An 18,541-nucleotide genomic window follows, 5' to 3' on the forward strand; every position below is an offset into this window, starting at 1 on the left:
ATGCAAATGATTAAAAAGGGGTTTTCTTTTCTCAAGAGTGTGGCATATTAGCGACGTCACTTCGATGCGCGGGCATCGTATAATGCTATTACCTCAGCCTTCCAAGCTGATGATGCGGGTTCGATTCCCGCTGCCCGCTCCAATCTTTTATTAAAATCAGCGAATTTATCCGAATCATATTGTAGATAGGCACTAATATAGAACATGGTGTCACAATGTACATGCTCAGAAACTGCTCTTCGACTTACTACGCTTGAAATTGTTTTCCCAATTCTAGATTACCCTAAGAGCTTACCGCACAAAACAAAGCTCACGAGACAAAGGCTTCTAGCTGTTCGGTAGGTTCTTCTTAGCCAATAGGTTTTCAGTATTACCTCTATGGAGAGTAACCTAAAACGATCTTTGGTACCTGAGGATCCTCGCATGATCATGCTGTCAGGCACGTATCCCTTGTAGAAGCAATTCCATAGCAGAAAGAGCCTGCGTTAAACGGTCTTTGCTGTTTTCGGACTCAGCGATCCAAAATGCGGCCTCGACCAGACTGCCGTAAATCATCAAGGCTAAGGCTTCGGGACTAGATTGCACCACAATGCCGAGCTGCATGAGCTGCTCCAGCAGCTTTTGCATAGATGTGATGCAGTACCGTTGTTCTCCCAGAGAAGGTGGGCCTAAAACCGCCCTAGCATCCCGTAGTACGATGCGCTGGATCTCGGGCTCCTGCGCCATTTCTAGGTAGGCCTTGCAGCGGTTCCTGAAGCCTTCCCAGGCATCATCGGTACCATTGGAAATGGCCAGCAGCCTAGCATCTATCTCAGCATCAATTTGAGCGACCACAGCGGCCAGCAGCCCCTTCTTGTCACCGAAGTGGTGATAGAGCGCTCCACGAGTCAGACCAGCCTGTGCGGTAAGGTCGTCCATTGAGGTGTCGGCATAACCCTGCTCGCTGAAAACTTGGCGTGCAGTAGCCAGCAGTGTGGCACGGGTTTCTTCCATCTCGGCTCGGGTACGTCGAACCATAGTCTCCTCCTTCATAAATACATTCTTGCATTATTTACATACATCTCGTATGTTTAATTTTAATCATACGAGATGTATGTATTATTCCCGCTCAGCGCTGCTTTAGCAAGTTGGGCTCTATAGATAAGGAGAGTTTATATGCCCAATCCATATAGTGAACTGTTCGACACCCATGGCACCAAAGGTTTTTCTCTGGCAGGTCTTATAGCGCGTATTCCGTTGCCGATGACCGGTATCGGCATCATTACCATGTTGTCGCAACTACGCGGCAGCTATGGCTTGGCAGGTGCAGTGGCAGCCACCTTCGTATTGACCTATGCGTTGCTATCTCCGCAAATCTCACGCTTGGTCGATAGGCACGGCCAAGGCCGGGTATTGCCGACTGCTGCTGGTATCAGTGTGATGGGGATTTTGCTGTTGGTTGTCTGTTCGCATTGGCAGATGCCAGACTGGACTTTGTTTATAGGTGCGGTGCTAGCGGGCTTTATGCCGAGTATGTCGGCATAAAGCCCGCTGGACAGCCATCTACCGGGGAGAATCTCGCTTACAGACTGCCTACTCACTGGAAACGGTGCTTGATGAAGTAACTTTTATTGCAGGCCCTCCGCTGTCGGTGGGGCTATCGGTGGCTCTGTTTCCTCAGGCAGGCCCACTAGTGGCTGCGGTACTGCTGGCATTCGGTGTACTGACCTTTGTCGTATTGCGTGGTACTGAGCCACTGATAGTGCAGCGCGACGCTGTGTTAGACAGCTCTGGGTCAGTTATCCGGTTGGCAGATGTGCGTCTGCTGACACTGTTGATGATTGCAATGGGGATCATTGTGGGAACGGTCGATATCGTCAGCGTTGCGTTTGCCGAACAGATGGGACGCCCAGCAGCGGCCAGTTTTGTGTTGTCGGCGTACGCGATTGGCTCCTGCCTGGCAGGTCTGCTGTTTGGTGCGCTCAAGCTGAAAACCCCAATGCACCAGTTGCTGCTAATCGGAGGGCTGGCGACCGCAGCAACGACACTACCACTGTTGCTTGCAGGCAATATCGTCGGCTTGGCTGGAGCGGTGTTTGTTGCTGGTTTGTTCTTTGCCCCAACAATGATCGTGACAATGTCACTGGTTGAGCGCATCGTGCCGGAAAACAAGCTGACAGAAGGCATGACCTGGCTTCTTGCGGGTTTGAATATCGGGGTAGCGATGGGTGCTGCTGTCTCTGGTCAGGTTGTGGATATGGAAGGGGCACGCGGTGGCTTTAGCGTAGCTCTTGTTGCAGGAGGTGCTGTGCTGGTTGTGGCTCTGTGGTGTTATCGCCGTATGAGGGAGCATGCATCTACAGTTTCCTACTCCGTGTAAAAGTGGGGGCTAGCGCCCCCATTTCTCTTGATGTTTTCTTGTCTAGTCGGTGATATAGGGTCAGTCACTAACGTGTAATTGGGGGATTGGGTCAAATAGTCTCACGGCATAGCCATGCAACTAGCACGTTTTCTCAAGTCCAGATACTCAACTTGCTGGAGTGTTTGTGAAACAGCCACAGTTTTTCGAATCGTTCTTCCCCCACTGCTAGTTAGAGGATGCCGCTGTGCAGACTCAAAAAATGCGGCCACATTCAAAGATTATTGCTCTAATCCTTGTCTATGTTTCCCCCAAAATTCTGCTTATCTTCCAGCATATCTACCAACGTACAATAGCTCAGCCAAGTCAAAACGATTAAGTTGTTCTCGTAATAGTTTACGAGGTGATTTATGGCCAATGTCGCGTTTACCGCTCCACACCACAAAGCCAGTGAAGTTGGGTTAAATATCCTCCGCCAAGGTGGTACAGCTTGTGAGGCTATGGTTGCTGCTGCAGCTATGGTCGCCGTTCAGTATCCACATATGAACAGTATTGGTGGTGATGGTTTTTGGTTGATTGCAGCTAAAAATAAATCTCCTATTACGATTGATGCCTGTGGCGCTTCAGCACAACATATTGCTCTTGAGCAGTATGATCCTACCCAAGGTTTGCCACAACAAGGTGGTAAAGCGGCACTCACCATGGCTGGAACTATCTCAGGTTGGCAAAGTGCATTACAGCTTTTCTCTTCTGGTATCCGTCAGCAGGGCTTATTAGAGCCCGCGATTCAAGCTGCGGAGCAGGGAATACTCACAACCTCTAGCCTTGCTGCTGCGAGTCAAAAAACATGGGCAAGACTTTATGAATTGGATGACTTTGCGCGTATTTATCTCAATCAATCTCGACAGAAACTAAATTCCGGTGACATTGTCACGCAGAAAGAGTTAGCTAGCACGCTGTCTTACCTAGCTCAGGATGGACTTGACAGTTTTTACCGCGGAGATTTAGCCAAACAGTTAGCTAAAGAGTTAGAGCAAGCAGGTAGCCCGTTACGGTTATCGGATTTTTCTCAACATCAGGCTCGTATTGGTACACCGCTAACCTATGAAACTTCGCAAGGACAATTCTACAATCTCGGAGCACCAACGCAGGGGCTTGCATCATTACTTATTTTAGGAATTTATGATCGCTTGGTTAATCAGGCTAAATCGACAGCTGATCATGTTCATCTGTTGATTGAAGCAACAAAACTGGCTTTCGATATACGTAACCAAACGATCACAGATGAAAAATGTCTTTCAGTGCCACTGCAGGATTACCTTACTCAGGCACATATCAATTCTCTTGCACGCAATATTCAGTTAAATCAAGCGACATCTTGGCCAAAAGAAACTCAATTAGGTGATACCGTGTGGATGGGAGCTTTAGATCAGTACGGCACTATGGTCAGTTTTATTCAGAGTATCTATTGGGAATTTGGCAGTGGTTTGGTATTGCCATCGAGTGGCGTACTTTGGAATATTCGTAGCCAAAGTTTTTCGTTAGATCCTGAACATATCAATTGTCTTGCACCCAACAAAAAGCCTTTTCACACTCTTAATCCGGCCTATACACAGCTCAACGATGGTAGAAGAATTGTCTATGGAACCATGGGAGGCGATGGGCAGCCGCAAACCCAAGCTTGCTTAATCAGTCGCTATCTCTATCAACAGGAACCCCTTCAACAATCGATTGCTCAACCACGCTGGCTGTTAGGAAGAACGTGGGGAGATAGCACTACACAACTCCGAATGGAATCAACATTAGCAAAGCAGTTGGAAAGCTCGCTAGCAGAGCGCGGCCATCAGATTCATGCTGTCCCAGATAAAAGTGAAATGATGGGACATGCAGGAGCAATAGTGCTACACAAGGGGGGGAATGTCGATGTCGCTACTGATCCACGCAGTGATGGTACTGGATTACACACATCCGTTGAATAATCTAGTTTTACAGTACCTTAAATGCATCAAGTCGATTATCATCTGCAACCTAAGCGTTGAATGGGTATCGAGAGTTTATGAAGTTATCTTTAAACCTTGTCTGTGGGTGTTTCATTGTTGTGTCAGCTCAGGCATCAGCACAAAGCTATGCTTTTATCGAAGAGTATCTTGAACAAGCATTCTCTTCGAGTGTGGTATTAGCAGATAGTGATGTGTTTACCGCTGGATTCAACAATTTTGACCCTAACGATTGGTTTCATACCGATAACGAAAATTTAGGTACAGCAGAATCGATTGAAAATCGCCAAAGATACAAATCGAGTACCTTGCCTATCACTCTTTCATTAAGTGATGACGAGGCATACCACAAACATCAACTGTTTTTCCGCCTGTCAGCTTCTGTTATAGACGATGATTTAACTCTTCCTGATGCACTAAATTCAGGTCAAACGGAACACTATCGACAATCAGTGTTAGGCGGGGCTGCATTCTACCGCTATCAATATCGCTTAACCGAAAACTGGACATTAACCCCTGCGGTTGGTACGCATCTGCTTTATTTCAAAAACAGTGTGACTTTTAACAATCCTTCCTTTAAGAAGCTGTTATCACCGTTTGATGGCGTACTGGTGAACACTTATGCGTGGGCAAATTTGTTTGAAACTAATTTGAAGATCCAATACGACGAAGAAAAAAGCTGGGGCCATTGGCGAGCTTCTTCTGCTTGGCATTATTTCGGCGGATACGGGTGGGGTAGAGCCAACAACGGCCAAATTGGAAACCCTGAAGGTTGGTATGTCGCCAATACATTGACTGGTGTTTACGACTTCACCCAAGTGGGGCGTTCCGTACAATCAATTTATGGCAGTATCCGACGGGTTGATGTGGGCAGTACAACTCAAGAACCGCTGGGCACTTCAAACTATTACGAAGCCAGTTTCGGTTGGTTAATGACACCACCTTTTGAAATTGAATTCGTCGATAACATTGGATTAGGTTTAACCTTTAACTACGGCAGTGCATTTAAAGGTGGTAGCATCGTACTCTTCTTTAATCAAGATTAGCTCGCCAGTTTGACGCAGTTTCTCCCAGCTTGTTTCGCTTTATAGAGTGCGGCATCTGCAGCCTTTAACGCTTCATTAGGATTTCGATGTAACTGGGAATCACATACACCAATACTGATGGTTATCGTGACAATGTCACTATTGGATTTTCGAGTTCGCTTTTTAGCCCCTTCAGTATCACTTTTAGGACGCTTACTCGAGTTGCGGATCACTAATTCATAAGATTCAATGTCTTGGCGCAATGCTTCAATGAAAGGCAGCACTTCATCAGCCAGTCTATTCCTATAGATAATCGAAAATTCTTCTCCACCATAGCGATAAACTCGAGCTTTACCTTCAATCAAACGCAATCTCGACGCAACCAGTTTTAAAACATCATCACCGGTGTCATGTCCGTAGGTATCATTGAATTTTTTAAAGTGGTCCACATCAAGCATCGCAAGCGTAAATTTTTTCCCAATATGTTTTAAATCCTGATCTAAAGCTTGTCGCCCAGGAATTTGAGTTAAGGGATCATTAAATGCCATCTCATGTCCAGCTGAAATCAAATAAACCAATATCAGCAAGCCTGATAGTGAAAACATCGTGGTTGATACATAGGGGATATGGAACAGCACAAACGCATTCATCCCCAATAAAATGGCACTGTACACCACCACATCGAGGATCTGGTTGCGGGTTAACACTGAAATGCCAGCAATACCGACTAGTGCAACAAGGTAAGCAACAATAATCAGGGGTAAACGTGATATTTGTGGCACGACAAAAAATAGATTTTCGGTCAGAGTTGAATGGTCTGTCTCACCGATGTGCAGCCGCGTCAACCAAGCCCAAAACGTACAAAGAAGTAAAAAAGCCAGATAGCTGAGAAAGGATTTACTAAATAATCCTGCATTTTTATACGCATAGGGTAAAAAGCAAGCCACAGGAAGCAACAAACTCAACATTATGAGCTCAAGCATTGTAGAGCTTTCAGTCAGAGGTGTTTGTAAACGAACTTGAATCAGCCAGTAGGAAAACAGCATAGTCACTGCAACCATAGCGATCCGACTTTGCTTAAAAATATGAGCGACAATCAGCGACACTAAAAACAGTATGTAAGGTAGATTAACCGCCATACCTAAGTTGGACTTTATTACCAGCACCACATTGCTCATACCTAGCCAGATTGCGACCAGCAGCAATAAAGGAAAACCAAAACGAAACCAAGGTGAAGTAACAAAGCTAGAAGACATGAATACCAAAAGGTCTACATCGAATTAATGACAATTCTACTATTAAAATCTATTGCCAAGCATACTTTGATTTCATGATTTTCCAAGCTTTTTACTAAACTTAGGTGACGATAACAGCGCTTATCGAGTAAGTTTATTGTGACAAGTGTTTGATTGATTAAATATGAACCTCAGAAAATTCGACTACAGTAATCTCAGAGCCTCAGATCATTTTGCGCATCGAGTTACTAACCAGTCTGATGTGCAAGGTTTTCGGTTGCCTTATTTGGGAGAGACAAGATGCAATTGAATGAAGATGTTCATAACTACATGGAGACTTTAGTGGGCCAAGTGCTTGGGTCACCAGAATATTCAGATGTGTATGATCAGGACCAATTGGCTGATTTAGCATGCTTGGCGCTGTGCCAACTTAAACCACTTTATATTCGACATGATATCGATTTTCTTTCTGCCTTACCTGAAAGCAAACTAGTGATTCTTAAAGAACATGCCATGATTGCTGTTCAAGCCGCAGAATCCATGATAGTAAATGACCGACGTCAGAATCGAGATCGTGATGTGCCTGTGATCTTCACTCACGCGCGATTTGATGATGATGCAGAGTTGGAGTGGTTTGAAACTCCAATTGTCAACAAAATTAACCGTCGTCAATAAGGAAAGCCTAAGTGGGATTATTTTCGCGCCTTTTTGGTAAAACCCAACAACCAGAACCAGCTCAAGCCGAACCAGTAGAGTATAAAGGTTTTATGATCTACCAAGAGCCAATAGCAGAAAATGGCCAGTTTCGTGTTGCAGGGCGCATCACACAAGAAATCAATGGTGAGCTAAAAACGCATCGCTTTATTCGCTCGGACTTAGTTTCGAATAAAGCGGATGCTGAAGAGCTGATGTTGAAAAAAGCCCAGTTATTTATTGATCAAATGTCAGGACAGATCTTTTCCTAACTGGCCAATATATTGATGGAAATCATGAATATCCCATCCTGCTAAGGCTATGCTTAGTCACATTTTTAATGTGGCACGATGTAACTCCCTGTTTTTAAGGAAAATAGCCTTCACTGGTTCGACCTCTGCTTTGTGTGAAAACCGTTGTAATTATCTAACAGAGTTCACACAATCAGCCTCAACTTGACATTAAAAGTAACCAAGCTTCGTAATTGAATTACAAACAACTTGCAGTTCATGTCATCGTCCGATAAAAACATTTAATCATTGTGCCAATAGTCAAGGAACCGCTATGCAAATTGGTGTACCAAAAGAACGACTCGCTGGAGAAACGCGAGTAGCCGCTTCACCGTCCTCGGTTGAGCAGCTGATAAAACTAGGTTTTGAGGTTTGTATCGAATCAAAAGCCGGAGCGCTTGCCAGTTTCGATGATGCAGCTTATACCACAGCAGGGGCCACAATCGGCTCAAGCGAAGAAGTTTGGGCTTGTCCGCTTATCCTCAAAGTAAATGCACCACTAGATGACGAAATTTCTCTTCTGAAAGAGGGAACAACGTTGGTCAGTTTCATTTGGCCTGCGCAAAATCCTGCTTTAATGGAAAAGCTTGCCAGCAAGAATATCAACGTTTTAGCCATGGATGCGGTGCCGCGTATTTCACGCGCACAAGCACTTGATGCGCTTTCTTCTATGGCAAACATTGCTGGTTACCGTGCAGTCGTCGAAGCGGCTCATGAATTTGGACGTTTCTTTACAGGTCAAATTACCGCAGCAGGTAAAGTTCCACCGGCAAAAGTATTTGTGGCTGGTGCTGGCGTTGCGGGTTTGGCTGCAATCGGTGCTGCAGGCAGTTTAGGTGCCATTGTTCGCGCTTTTGACGTTCGTCCTGAAGTTAAAGAGCAAGTGCAATCCATGGGTGCTGAGTTTTTGGAAGTTAACTTCCAAGAAACCGCTGGCTCAGGTGATGGCTATGCAAAAGAGATGTCTGATGACTTCAATCGCAAAGCTGCTGAACTGTATGCTGCACAAGCGAAAGATGTAGACATCATAATCACTACCGCACTGATCCCAGGAAAACCTGCGCCAAAACTGATCACCAAAGAAATGGTGGACAGCATGAAAGCAGGCAGTGTGATTGTCGATCTTGCCGCTGCGAACGGTGGTAACTGTGAATACACAGTAAAAGATCAGGTGATTACTACGGCTAATGGCGTAAAAGTGATCGGCTATACCGATATGGTGGGCCGTCTACCAACGCAATCTTCACAACTTTATGCCACTAACTTGGTCAACCTACTAAAGCTTCTGTGCAAAGAAAAAGATGGCAATATCGACATTAACTTTGAAGATGTAGTGCTTCGTGGTGTTACTGTCATTAAAGAAGGTGAAGTCACTTGGCCAGCGCCACCTATTCAGGTGTCAGCGCAACCTCAACAAAAAGCGAAAGCACAACCAGTAAAAGCGCAGAAAAAAGAAGCCGAACCCACATCACCAATCAAAAAACTGGCGGGTTTAGCGGTTGGTGTAGGTCTGTTTGCGTGGGTTGCCTCTGTTGCACCAGCTGCTTTCCTTGGTCACTTCACCGTATTTGTACTCGCTTGTGTGGTCGGTTACTACGTAGTTTGGAACGTGACACATGCACTACATACACCTTTAATGTCTGTAACTAACGCAATCTCAGGCATTATTGTTGTAGGTGCACTGTTACAAATTGGTCAGGGCAGTGGCATTGTGACCTTCTTGTCCTTTATCGCTATTTTGATTGCAAGCATCAACATTTTTGGTGGTTTTACTGTCACCAAACGTATGCTTGAAATGTTCCGTAAAAACTAGGAGTACACAATGTCTGCAGGATTGGTACAAGCAGCGTACATTGTTGCTGCTGTGTTTTTCATCATGAGCTTGGCTGGTTTGTCTAAACAAGAATCAGCAAGATTTGGTAACTACTATGGTATTGCTGGTATGGCAATTGCCTTACTGGCCACCATTTTTAGCCCAAGTGCACAAGGTATTGCATGGGTGCTATTGGCTATGGTGATCGGTGGTGGTATCGGTATCCACTACGCAAAGAAAGTGGAAATGACCGAAATGCCAGAACTGGTTGCGGTGTTACACAGCTTCGTGGGTATGGCAGCAGTATTGGTTGGCTTTAACAGCTACATCGATGCGCCAGAAGCTGCAACCCATGCTGAACACGTAATTCACTTGGTCGAAGTATTCTTGGGTATTTTTATCGGTGCCGTTACCTTTACTGGGTCGATTGTCGCGTTTGGAAAGCTGCGTGGTATCATCAAGTCAACACCATTAAATCTACCTCACAAGCACAAACTGAATTTGGCCGCTCTGGTTGTTTCAGGTTTACTACTCATTCATTTTGTAAACGTGAATGGTAGTTTATTTGCACTGATCGTGATGACCTTGATCGCTTTTGCCTTTGGTTACCACCTAGTAGCTTCAATTGGTGGTGCTGATATGCCAGTTGTGGTTTCTATGCTCAACTCTTATTCAGGATGGGCAGCAGCAGCGGCAGGTTTCATGCTTGCCAACGATCTACTGATTGTGACTGGTGCATTAGTTGGTTCTTCAGGTGCGATTCTGTCTTACATCATGTGTAAAGCGATGAACCGTTCGTTTATCAGTGTAATCGCAGGTGGTTTTGGCCAAGAAGTTGTGATTAGCAGTGATGAAGAGCAGGGCGAACACCGTGAAACCACGGCGGAAGAAGTCGCTGACATGCTGAAAAATTCTAAGTCAGTTATCATCACTCCGGGATATGGTATGGCCGTCGCTCAGGCACAATATCCTGTTTACGAAATTACAGAGAAACTGCGTGCACAAGGCGTAACGGTTCGATTTGGTATTCATCCAGTAGCGGGACGTTTGCCTGGTCATATGAACGTATTGTTAGCTGAAGCGAAAGTGCCTTACGACATCGTATTGGAAATGGATGAAATTAATGAAGATTTCACCGATACCGATACTGTTCTGGTTATTGGTGCTAACGACACCGTTAACCCAGCGGCACTGGAAGATCCGAATAGCCCAATTGCAGGCATGCCAGTACTTGAGGTGTGGAATGCGAAAAACGTTATTGTATTCAAACGCTCTATGAATACGGGTTATGCTGGTGTTCAAAATCCCCTGTTCTTTAAAGAGAACACTATGATGCTGTTTGGTGATGCGAAGGAGAGTGTCGACTCCATCGCTAAAGCACTATAAAATCAGCACCCATCAGAAGCCAGCATCACGCTGGCTTCTTCGTTTTATGGCTTGCCATTATTGACATCAATATAACACTCGAATTTCTCTTTACCAGATAATGCGTTATAGTTTTCGCATGCTATTAAAACCAAATAATCCCTTGATAAGAGCGCTCAACCTAACATTGGCAAGTTTATGCTTCGCCATATTACCGACATCTGTGTATGCCGATTCGCTGCCTGAGCGCATCGATCTCTTCGTTTCGCTTTTTGATTACAATTCAGCAGCGACGACTTACGACATTCGTTCAATTCAAAACGATTTCCCGACGCGCTTACTGACTCCAGATAGTATGCTGCCACAAACGTCAGTGTATCCGCTAAAAGATATTCAGTTGCTCTATAAGCTCTCACTAAATTGCACTGGGAAGTTGCCGCTCAGCCCGTTGATCACGGAGCCACTGGTTTTTACACGCTCACTATGCAAAGGCTCGAGCCTTTCCCCACGATGGTTTGCTCGCAGCGGATTGATCCATCCAGGCGGAGGAACTTACGCATTCCGTTATGCAGAAAAGTATCCTGCACAATTTGAAAATCTGCTGCCTTATATGCATATTCAAGAGCGCCCCAATGCTGCAGAAGGAACACTGCTTTACCATCTACAAAATATGAGTGAAGACTCGATCAACGCCTTGATCGCAGGTGCATCAATGTTTGGTTCAGGTAGTGAACTTTGGCTAAGAAAAGGGGATATCTATTATCTCTTTAACGAAGAAAGCTGGCTAACCAATGCTAACAAGGCCGGATTGAGCTACAGTTTGTTGTCCGCCGATAACACTTGCTTTATTCAACGCGGGAACATCTGCTGGGATGTTGAAGATCATTCAGATCTTTTACGGTCAAGCATGATCATTCTGGTGATGGCGAATATTTTCCTAGTACTGGGGTGGTCAGGTTACCGTTGGAACTCTAAACGGCAAGAAATGCGCAGCCGTATGCTGATTTTACAAATTCTTACCCATGAATTACGCACTCCGATCGCTAGTCTTTCGTTAACTGTTGAAGGTTTCCGTCGGGAGTTTGAGCATTTGCCGGAATCTCTGTACGATGAGTTCCGTCGTTTGTGTGAAGATTCAAGGCGTTTACGTCAGCTAGCAGAAGCGAGCAAAGATTATTTACAGTCTGATAGCAAACCATTAGCTTCAGACTGGGTTCCATCTGTTGAAGAGTGGCTACAATATAAAGTTGAAGAAGAATTCAGTGGTGCAGTCACCCTGAAACTCAATCAAGATGTCGCCGCCAAGCTAAATGTGTACTGGTTAGGAACGTGTGTGGATAATTTATTGCGTAATGCTGTCAAATATGGTGTTGCGCCTGTCACTCTTGAAGTGATAACTCAAACAAACTTAGTCACTTTTAGAGTGACAGACCAAGGCTCGTTAACTCATCGTGATTGGCGTCATTTACGCAAACCATTTGTGAGTAAAAGCGGATTAGGTCTTGGTTTGACCATTGTCGAATCTATGGTGGGGCGAATGGGCGGCAAAATGTCGCTTGAAGGTCCGCCAACTACTTTTATTTTGGAGATACCTTGTGAAACAGACACTGCTTCTCGTTGAAGATGATAAAAACCTCGCTGACGGCCTATTGGTCAGTTTAGAGCAAGCCGGTTATGACTGTTTACATGCAGAGACCATTGCAGATGTCAAACAGCATTGGGACAAGGCTGATCTCGTGATCCTCGATCGCCAGTTGCCAGATGGAGACTCCGTTCAACATTTGTTGGACTGGAAAAAAATCAAAGATATCCCTGTGATTCTGTTAACTGCTTTAGTCACAGTAAAAGACAAAGTAACAGGACTGGATGCAGGCGCTAACGACTATCTTACGAAGCCTTTTGCAGAAGCAGAGCTGTTCGCTCGTATTCGCGCACAGCTACGTTCGCCTGATAATGGTCAAGATGACAGTAAAGTTGTAACAGCCAACTTAACCATTGATAAAGCAACTCGTGAAGTTTTCTTCAATGGTGAGTCAATCACGCTAACCCGTACCGAATTTGATTTGTTGTTATTTTTAGCCAGTAACTTAGGCCGAGTGTTTACTCGTGATGAGCTTCTTGATCATGTGTGGGGATATAACCATTTCCCAACAACTCGAACAGTAGACACGCATGTACTTCAGCTGCGTCAAAAACTACCAGGGCTTGAAATTGAAACACTGCGTGGTGTTGGCTATAAAATGAAAGCGTGATCATGGCTAGGCCAAATACTTTTTTGTTGTTATCAGGTGTGCTATTGAGCACACCTGTAGCTGCTGATGTAACAGGGTGGTTTGAAAAGAACACCCCATTAACTCAAGCCCATCAGCATCTACTAAACAATGATCTGGAAAATATGTTCAGTTCATTAGTTGAAGTGTGGCAGCTAGAAAAAAATAAAAACCTGAAAACACACCTAAATGATTTGTTGATTCAATCTCTAACCGTTGATTGCGGTAAAGGGCTCGACAATAAGCCATTTCCTGAGTGGATTCAGGCTGTAACCATAAGACGAGTGGATGTTCAAAGCCCTGGGCGTGATGCATATCAAGTTGCAATTGATACCAAAACCAAAGTGCCTATCGCAGATATTCGTTTAACCAAATGGGTCGATAAAGTCGTTTCTACTGATGGTACACTCACCAATCGTGGTGACAATGGCACATCAGGTATTTACACCTATGCTCAGCGCTATAACCTGACGAATCCTCTCGGGGCTGGATTATATCGTATTGATATAACAGCAGCGGATCAGGAGTCTTGGAGTGCATGGGTTATTTTTGGCGACACCATCGCTAAGCAAGTAGTCCGTTGGACATCGAAAGATGAATGGCAGATCCAGAAAACCCAGTTACTTAATCCGCATTGCCCATTACCTAAGCTATCCATTTCCGTTTTTGATCACATTGATGGTAACTATAAACAGATTTGGAGTGAAAGCTATGAATCAGATTATCCAACCAACTTAGAGAACGTATCCTTACCATCAGACCGTTACATTGTCACAGTTTCTATGATTCACCAACGTTGGCAAGGACCGCTAGCTATTGAACAATCTCAAGTTATTAGTAAAACCTACGACGTTAATGTAGAGGAATGATTGAAGATATTGGACAATATGCCGCTATAAAGAAAAAGGACGAATAGGCTTACATCACTATGAAAAAAATCTCTCTTTCCTTTGGTGTTTCATTAGTTTTAATTTCTCCACTTGTGCTAAGTGCTAACTATGCCATTGAAGCTCGTGGGGATGCCATGGGCGGTGTCGGTGTCGTTTCAGGAAACTTTCTAACAGGGCCATTTTATAACCCAGCTCTGGTGGCCATTTATCGCCGTAATGATGATGTCGGTATGATTCTGCCGAGTATTGGTTTGTCTTATAACGACCCCAATGACCTAATCACTGATTTAGATAAAGTCACTGAAATTATCAATCAAAGCTCCAAAGGTGATTACAGCAACGTCGGTGACCTCAGTAAAAGCTTGACCTCGATGCAGGGTGATGTACTGAATGCTGAATTAGGCGGTGTAGTCGCTTTTGCAATACCGAATCAATTTATATCTGCCAACGTTTTCGGCAAAGCCTACACTGAATCATTTGTTTCTCCGATTATTGATAGCCGTGTATGTACAGATGATCTTTGCGAGCTAGATCGAGCAAAGGCTAGTTCAATCAATGCGGTATCTGTTGGAGTGACAGAACTTGGGATTAGCTTGGCCAAGTATCAGACATTTCTAGGCCAGCATATTGCTTTTGGCGTAACACCAAAGCTACAACGGGTGTATACCTATGTCTATGAAGCAAGCTTAAACAGCTACGACATTAAAGATTTACGAGACAACGGTACAGGCGAAACCATTTTTAATATGGATGCTGGTGCGCTATGGTTCTACGGACCAGTTCGAATTGGTTTTGCAGCAACCAATTTAATTTCTCGTGAAATAAAAACCCAAACCATCACATCATCTGTTTCTGGAAACCCGATTTCGTATTCTTACGATATGAAGCCACAATATACTGTTGGTGCGGGGATTGTAGCTGATTACTTCACTCTGAGCGTAGACTATGACCTCAATGAAGAAGAACGCTACAAAGATTTTAAAGACAATACTCAAATGATCCGTGTTGGCGGTGAAATTGACATCATGCGTCAATTGAAGTTGAGGGCAGGGTACAACAAAAACTTAGCGTACGATAACACAGAAGGAACAATTACTGGTGGTATCGGACTTTCTCCACTGAATCTCTTCCAACTTGATATCGGTGCAAGTTATACCAATGAAAATGCAATGGGAGCCTACATCAACTTCCTTGCGAGTTACTAAGCATATCTTTATAGTATGGCTCCTTTTTGAGGAGCCTTTTTCATGTTTGATGATTTACCTACATTAACTCATGCTGAGCAACAAGCCGCAGTTGAACAAATTCAAAAATTGATGGCAGAAGGCATCAGTACCGCGGAAGCAATAAAAATCATTGCTCAACAAATACGTCAAGATAAAGCAACACAAAACGAAGGCACTCAATGAGTGCCTTTTTTAATGTCTTCTAAAATAAGTAACATCAAAAACATGCAGTAATCGCATTCGCATTTTACAACCATTATTTATATGAAAACTATCAAAAGCAATCACTTACGTCGACATTTTGTGCTGATCGCTTCGGTCTGACGGAAGGATTTCCGTTGTGTCTGTAATAAACTTACGAAGCGCCAGTAGGCGCATGATTTGACAGAATACTTCACTGATTACGCTACAGTGTCACAATTGGAAGTGACGTGCCTATGCTCAGAATAAAAAGTGTTCAAAGAGAATAAACGTGTTGAAACTCGAGCTATTAAAGGTAAAGAGGACAAGACGTCCCGTGGAACAAACCGCTTACGTTTATCTGGGCGGTAAATTCCCTGTAGAAATGAAAATCGGTCTAGACGAAGGCTGCTACCATATGCAGTCGGGCTTTATACAGTGAACAGCTCTAGCTATATTGTTAATAATTACGGAGGCTTGGAACTCAAGAAGTACGGATTAACAATCGAACCGTAAGAGAAGTCGATCTGTAAAATGACTGCCATAGGGCTTAAGATTTGTGGCAGTGGAAATCCGTTACAAAAACCATCCCAAAACCAAAACACCTTAGTGCGTATTATATATATTATGTTAAATAAACATGGAAAGTAAACTCACTAACTAATGCCCGAACCACTTTCCTGCGAACAATTAAACATAACTGGATTTACCATAAAATATCGAATAATCATATTTATCATTTTCAATGTTAAGTATGATTATTTGATAATGACCAAGATGCCACTACTCAATTCAGACGTGTGCATGAAATGAAACACTTCTATTTTGAGCAGACAAAGTAATCAAGTTGATGAGAATTACTAGTTCTAAAATGAAAAATTAATAAATATGAGAACTCATAAAAGACAAATGCTCTCTTTATGATGTGATGCGCTTTTATTACACATGTGAATCCGATGTGCAGTACCTACCCAAGCATTTTGAACGGTATCTATAAATGAACAGCGTTTATTCGAAGTCTACATCTGCGCACATCCAATTAGCTAAACCCCTTCGCCAAGAAAAAGCCTCTGAGCTACAACAAACGCCTGTCTGCCACTCTCTTGGAGGCTGTTTAGGTTGTCACATTCATACTTTGTCGGGCTACGGAGGTTGTACGTCTTATGAGCCTAACACCAAGGAGGATCTCTATTGTTTACGCTTACTGACGGTGATAAAGGGCGAGAATGTTATCTGGTATCACGGTACAGATAAGCCAATTAGCTTGCACAATGGAAAAAGTGTTCTGATCTTTTCCGCCAACTCTTTTAATGGCGTCTTCATCAGCGAGGAGGAAAGCTACATCGAAATATCAGATATCCGCTTCGACTGCCAATATCTGACTTCGATTTATCAACAGATGAAAGATAGCCTTGCTGACAACGGCATCAATCCACTTACGGAAAATCGTCCTTTGATCTTTGATACCAGCATTGAAATTCAACAGTTTATCAACCAGCTAAATACGCACGATGGAATGTGCAGTGCCACTGACCATTTGTATGCCGTCTCACAGGCCTACCAGTGTCTATCGAAATTACTAAACCAAATTCCCATGCTCAAAACAAACAAGAAGCATGACAACTCCTCACGACTGTCCAACCGCACACTCAACAAGATACGCAAAGCACACGCGATGATAACTTCAGAACCGGGAAAAAATTGGTGCTTAAACGAATTATGTCGACAGGTTTGCACAAATGAAACCAGCTTTAAGCGTGGTTTTAAACTTCTTTTCAACACCACATTCTCCAAGCTACTTCAGCAAACGCGTATGAAGATTGCCGCCGAAGAGCTTGAGCACACAGATCACCCCGTTATTGATATCTCCTTTAAAGTGGGATATTCCAGCCCCTCACATTTTACTAAGCTCTTTAAACAACACTTTGGACAGAATCCACTTCAATACCGTAAAAATCACCAACAGCTTTAGTAGATGACTTCATCTAATTGAGCAAAATCAGTCAGGGAATGATAATGACTTCCCTGCTTTTTTGAACAATTCAATAGTTAAAGTGAATCATTTCGTAGACGCCCATTAATGGTAATGATAACCTTTATCAATTGAAGAGTGCTAAAATCATCATACTATGCCCTACTATCGACTCCCTTTCAGTTTGGACTTGATGGAAGAGTCCATTCAGACTAATGGCAACATCTTGTTCAAGCAAGAATGTGGCGAATTCTCTCTGCGCTGCAATTTACTTAATGATGGAATTATCATGAGTAATTTTAAAGGGCTCTTTCAAACGCCAACGCAGTTAGATACAACGGATATCACCGACGACGACACTGTCACTTTGATGTTAAATTTAGGAAACTCCGTTTACTATAAAATCAACAATTTAAACTCACCAAAAATTTTTGCGGCTAACACTATCGCTCTTTGTTACTCCGGCGTGAGAACAGGATTTTGTCGTTACCAGCCTCAAACGACTCAGTTATTTGCCTTACAAATCCCAAGGCGGATGCTGCTTGAATACCTAGACATCATGCAGATTGGACAAAACATACTTCATATGCTGCAGCGGCAGATTCCTTTCTTCCTGATGAAACCAGCTGAACCAGCTTTTCGACATATTGCTCTTAAGCTATCGGCACATGAGCAACTGAGTGATGCTCTTTGTCGTCAACTCTCCTATTCCTTCATCAGCGATACAACACGTTATCTACTTAACGATAATGCTCATCAACAGTATGACAATCGATGCACCAATCTTGAAAAAGCAATTTGCATTTTAGATAAGGAATTTATCCTGCCGCCCACAATTACAGAATTAGCTCGCAGGGTTGGAACTAACGAAACAACGCTTAAACAATGCTTTAAAAAAGAACTCAATACGACGATTCATCAATATATTATTTTGCAAAGAATGATTAAAGCCGCCGATTTACTCTCTGCGCAATCCTATTCCGTTTCACATATTGCCCATGAAGTGGGTTATTCCAATCATGGTCATTTTGCCAGTGCATTTAAGAAAGAATTTGGATGCACCCCTTCTTCATTTATATCTCTGAAAAAATCGAATACCCCACCAAAGCCTTACTATCAACATATCAAATAATAAGGTTGCCATGTTTTAAACGTAACAAAAAACAATGAGACAACTTCAGTAATTAAATGAATAAACAAAAGTTTAAAACGCAAATCTCCATGTTAACTCATTACTCTTTGTTTAA

17 protein-coding genes, 1 tRNA gene and 1 pseudogene are annotated in these 18,541 nt (G+C 43.5%); 17 read left to right on the top strand and 2 right to left on the bottom strand.

Translation table 11 applies throughout. The annotated features are described in order from the left end of the window. Nucleotides 1-68: 68 nt before the first annotated feature. Nucleotides 69-142: transfer RNA gene (locus D908_RS04955), tRNA-Gly, on the top strand. Nucleotides 143-435: 293 nt separating this feature from the next. Here D908_RS04955 and D908_RS04950 read toward each other — a convergent pair. After that, the gene (locus D908_RS04950; RefSeq protein WP_005526044.1) at nucleotides 436-1,017 is read right to left on the bottom strand and encodes a TetR/AcrR family transcriptional regulator; all 582 of its coding nucleotides are present in this window, start codon (nucleotides 1,015-1,017) and stop codon (nucleotides 436-438) included. 138 nt (nucleotides 1,018-1,155) lie between these two features. Between D908_RS04950 and D908_RS22590 the strand changes: the two genes are divergently transcribed. The 4 genes from D908_RS22590 to D908_RS04940 all read left to right on the top strand — a co-directional run bounded on the left by D908_RS22590 (nucleotide 1,156) and on the right by D908_RS04940 (nucleotide 5,381). Continuing rightward, a complete protein-coding gene (locus D908_RS22590; RefSeq protein WP_235047370.1) occupies nucleotides 1,156-1,524 on the top strand; it encodes an MFS transporter in 369 nt (122 codons plus the stop codon). 64 nt (nucleotides 1,525-1,588) lie between these two features. Next, nucleotides 1,589-2,359 carry an MFS transporter gene (locus D908_RS22595; protein ID WP_235047371.1) on the top strand — a complete coding sequence of 257 codons (771 nt, stop codon included), beginning with the start codon at nucleotides 1,589-1,591 and terminating at the stop codon, nucleotides 2,357-2,359. Nucleotides 2,360-2,748: 389 nt separating this feature from the next. Then, the gene (locus tag D908_RS04945; protein ID WP_005526046.1) at nucleotides 2,749-4,317 is read left to right on the top strand and encodes a gamma-glutamyltransferase family protein; all 1,569 of its coding nucleotides are present in this window, start codon (nucleotides 2,749-2,751) and stop codon (nucleotides 4,315-4,317) included. Between the two features lie 77 nt (nucleotides 4,318-4,394). After that, the gene (locus D908_RS04940) at nucleotides 4,395-5,381 is read left to right on the top strand and encodes a Solitary outer membrane autotransporter beta-barrel domain (protein WP_000777558.1); all 987 of its coding nucleotides are present in this window, start codon (nucleotides 4,395-4,397) and stop codon (nucleotides 5,379-5,381) included. On the opposite strand, the gene D908_RS04935 is transcribed toward D908_RS04940, so the two are convergent. Continuing rightward, entirely contained in the window at nucleotides 5,378-6,616 is a 1,239-nt protein-coding gene (locus D908_RS04935; RefSeq protein WP_005526049.1) for a GGDEF domain-containing protein, read from the bottom strand. The two genes, D908_RS04940 and D908_RS04935, sit on opposite strands and share 4 nt — an antisense overlap. Nucleotides 6,617-6,895: 279 nt before the next feature. On the opposite strand from D908_RS04935, the gene D908_RS04930 reads away from it, so the two are divergent. The 12 genes and pseudogenes from D908_RS04930 (at nucleotide 6,896) to D908_RS04880 (ending at nucleotide 18,426) form a co-directional block, all read left to right on the top strand. Beyond that, nucleotides 6,896-7,270: a late competence development ComFB family protein gene (locus D908_RS04930; RefSeq protein WP_001176542.1), complete on the top strand. Its 375-nt coding sequence runs from the start codon at nucleotides 6,896-6,898 to the stop codon at nucleotides 7,268-7,270. 11 nt (nucleotides 7,271-7,281) lie between these two features. After that, complete coding sequence (locus tag D908_RS04925) at nucleotides 7,282-7,560, top strand: HlyU family transcriptional regulator (protein ID WP_000522490.1); 279 nt, start codon at nucleotides 7,282-7,284, stop codon at nucleotides 7,558-7,560. A gap of 292 nt (nucleotides 7,561-7,852) precedes the next feature. Next, complete coding sequence (gene pntA, locus D908_RS04920; protein WP_001165526.1) at nucleotides 7,853-9,391, top strand: Re/Si-specific NAD(P)(+) transhydrogenase subunit alpha; 1,539 nt, start codon at nucleotides 7,853-7,855, stop codon at nucleotides 9,389-9,391. A gap of 9 nt (nucleotides 9,392-9,400) precedes the next feature. Further along, a complete protein-coding gene (gene pntB / locus D908_RS04915; protein WP_005526052.1) occupies nucleotides 9,401-10,777 on the top strand; it encodes a Re/Si-specific NAD(P)(+) transhydrogenase subunit beta in 1,377 nt (458 codons plus the stop codon). A gap of 118 nt (nucleotides 10,778-10,895) precedes the next feature. Further along, on the top strand, nucleotides 10,896-12,377 hold the full coding sequence (gene vxrA / locus D908_RS04910; protein ID WP_022578896.1) for a sensor histidine kinase VxrA: 1,482 nt from the start codon (nucleotides 10,896-10,898) through the stop codon (nucleotides 12,375-12,377). Further along, nucleotides 12,352-13,008, top strand: coding sequence for a response regulator transcription factor VxrB (gene vxrB, locus D908_RS04905; protein WP_000815040.1), 657 nt, complete (start codon nucleotides 12,352-12,354; stop codon nucleotides 13,006-13,008). The genes vxrA and vxrB overlap by 26 nt, the downstream gene beginning before the upstream one ends. A gap of 2 nt (nucleotides 13,009-13,010) precedes the next feature. Beyond that, nucleotides 13,011-13,895, top strand: coding sequence for a DUF2861 family protein (locus D908_RS04900; RefSeq protein ID WP_005526055.1), 885 nt, complete (start codon nucleotides 13,011-13,013; stop codon nucleotides 13,893-13,895). Between the two features lie 59 nt (nucleotides 13,896-13,954). Next, nucleotides 13,955-15,121, top strand: a complete 1,167-nt coding sequence (locus tag D908_RS04895; protein ID WP_005526058.1) for a conjugal transfer protein TraF — start codon at nucleotides 13,955-13,957, stop codon at nucleotides 15,119-15,121. A 42-nt stretch (nucleotides 15,122-15,163) separates the two neighbouring features. Beyond that, nucleotides 15,164-15,325 carry a YoaH family protein gene (locus D908_RS04890; protein ID WP_000459076.1) on the top strand — a complete coding sequence of 54 codons (162 nt, stop codon included), beginning with the start codon at nucleotides 15,164-15,166 and terminating at the stop codon, nucleotides 15,323-15,325. Between the two features lie 270 nt (nucleotides 15,326-15,595). Next, nucleotides 15,596-15,838, top strand: a pseudogene (locus tag D908_RS0119740) (single-stranded DNA-binding protein). A 481-nt stretch (nucleotides 15,839-16,319) separates the two neighbouring features. Beyond that, entirely contained in the window at nucleotides 16,320-17,294 is a 975-nt protein-coding gene (locus tag D908_RS04885) for a helix-turn-helix transcriptional regulator (protein WP_005526063.1), read from the top strand. 157 nt (nucleotides 17,295-17,451) lie between these two features. Beyond that, complete coding sequence (locus D908_RS04880) at nucleotides 17,452-18,426, top strand: helix-turn-helix transcriptional regulator (RefSeq protein WP_005526066.1); 975 nt, start codon at nucleotides 17,452-17,454, stop codon at nucleotides 18,424-18,426. Nucleotides 18,427-18,541 lie beyond the last annotated feature (115 nt).

This window comes from Vibrio mimicus CAIM 602, from assembly GCF_000338875.1.
Classification (GTDB): domain Bacteria; phylum Pseudomonadota; class Gammaproteobacteria; order Enterobacterales; family Vibrionaceae; genus Vibrio; species Vibrio mimicus.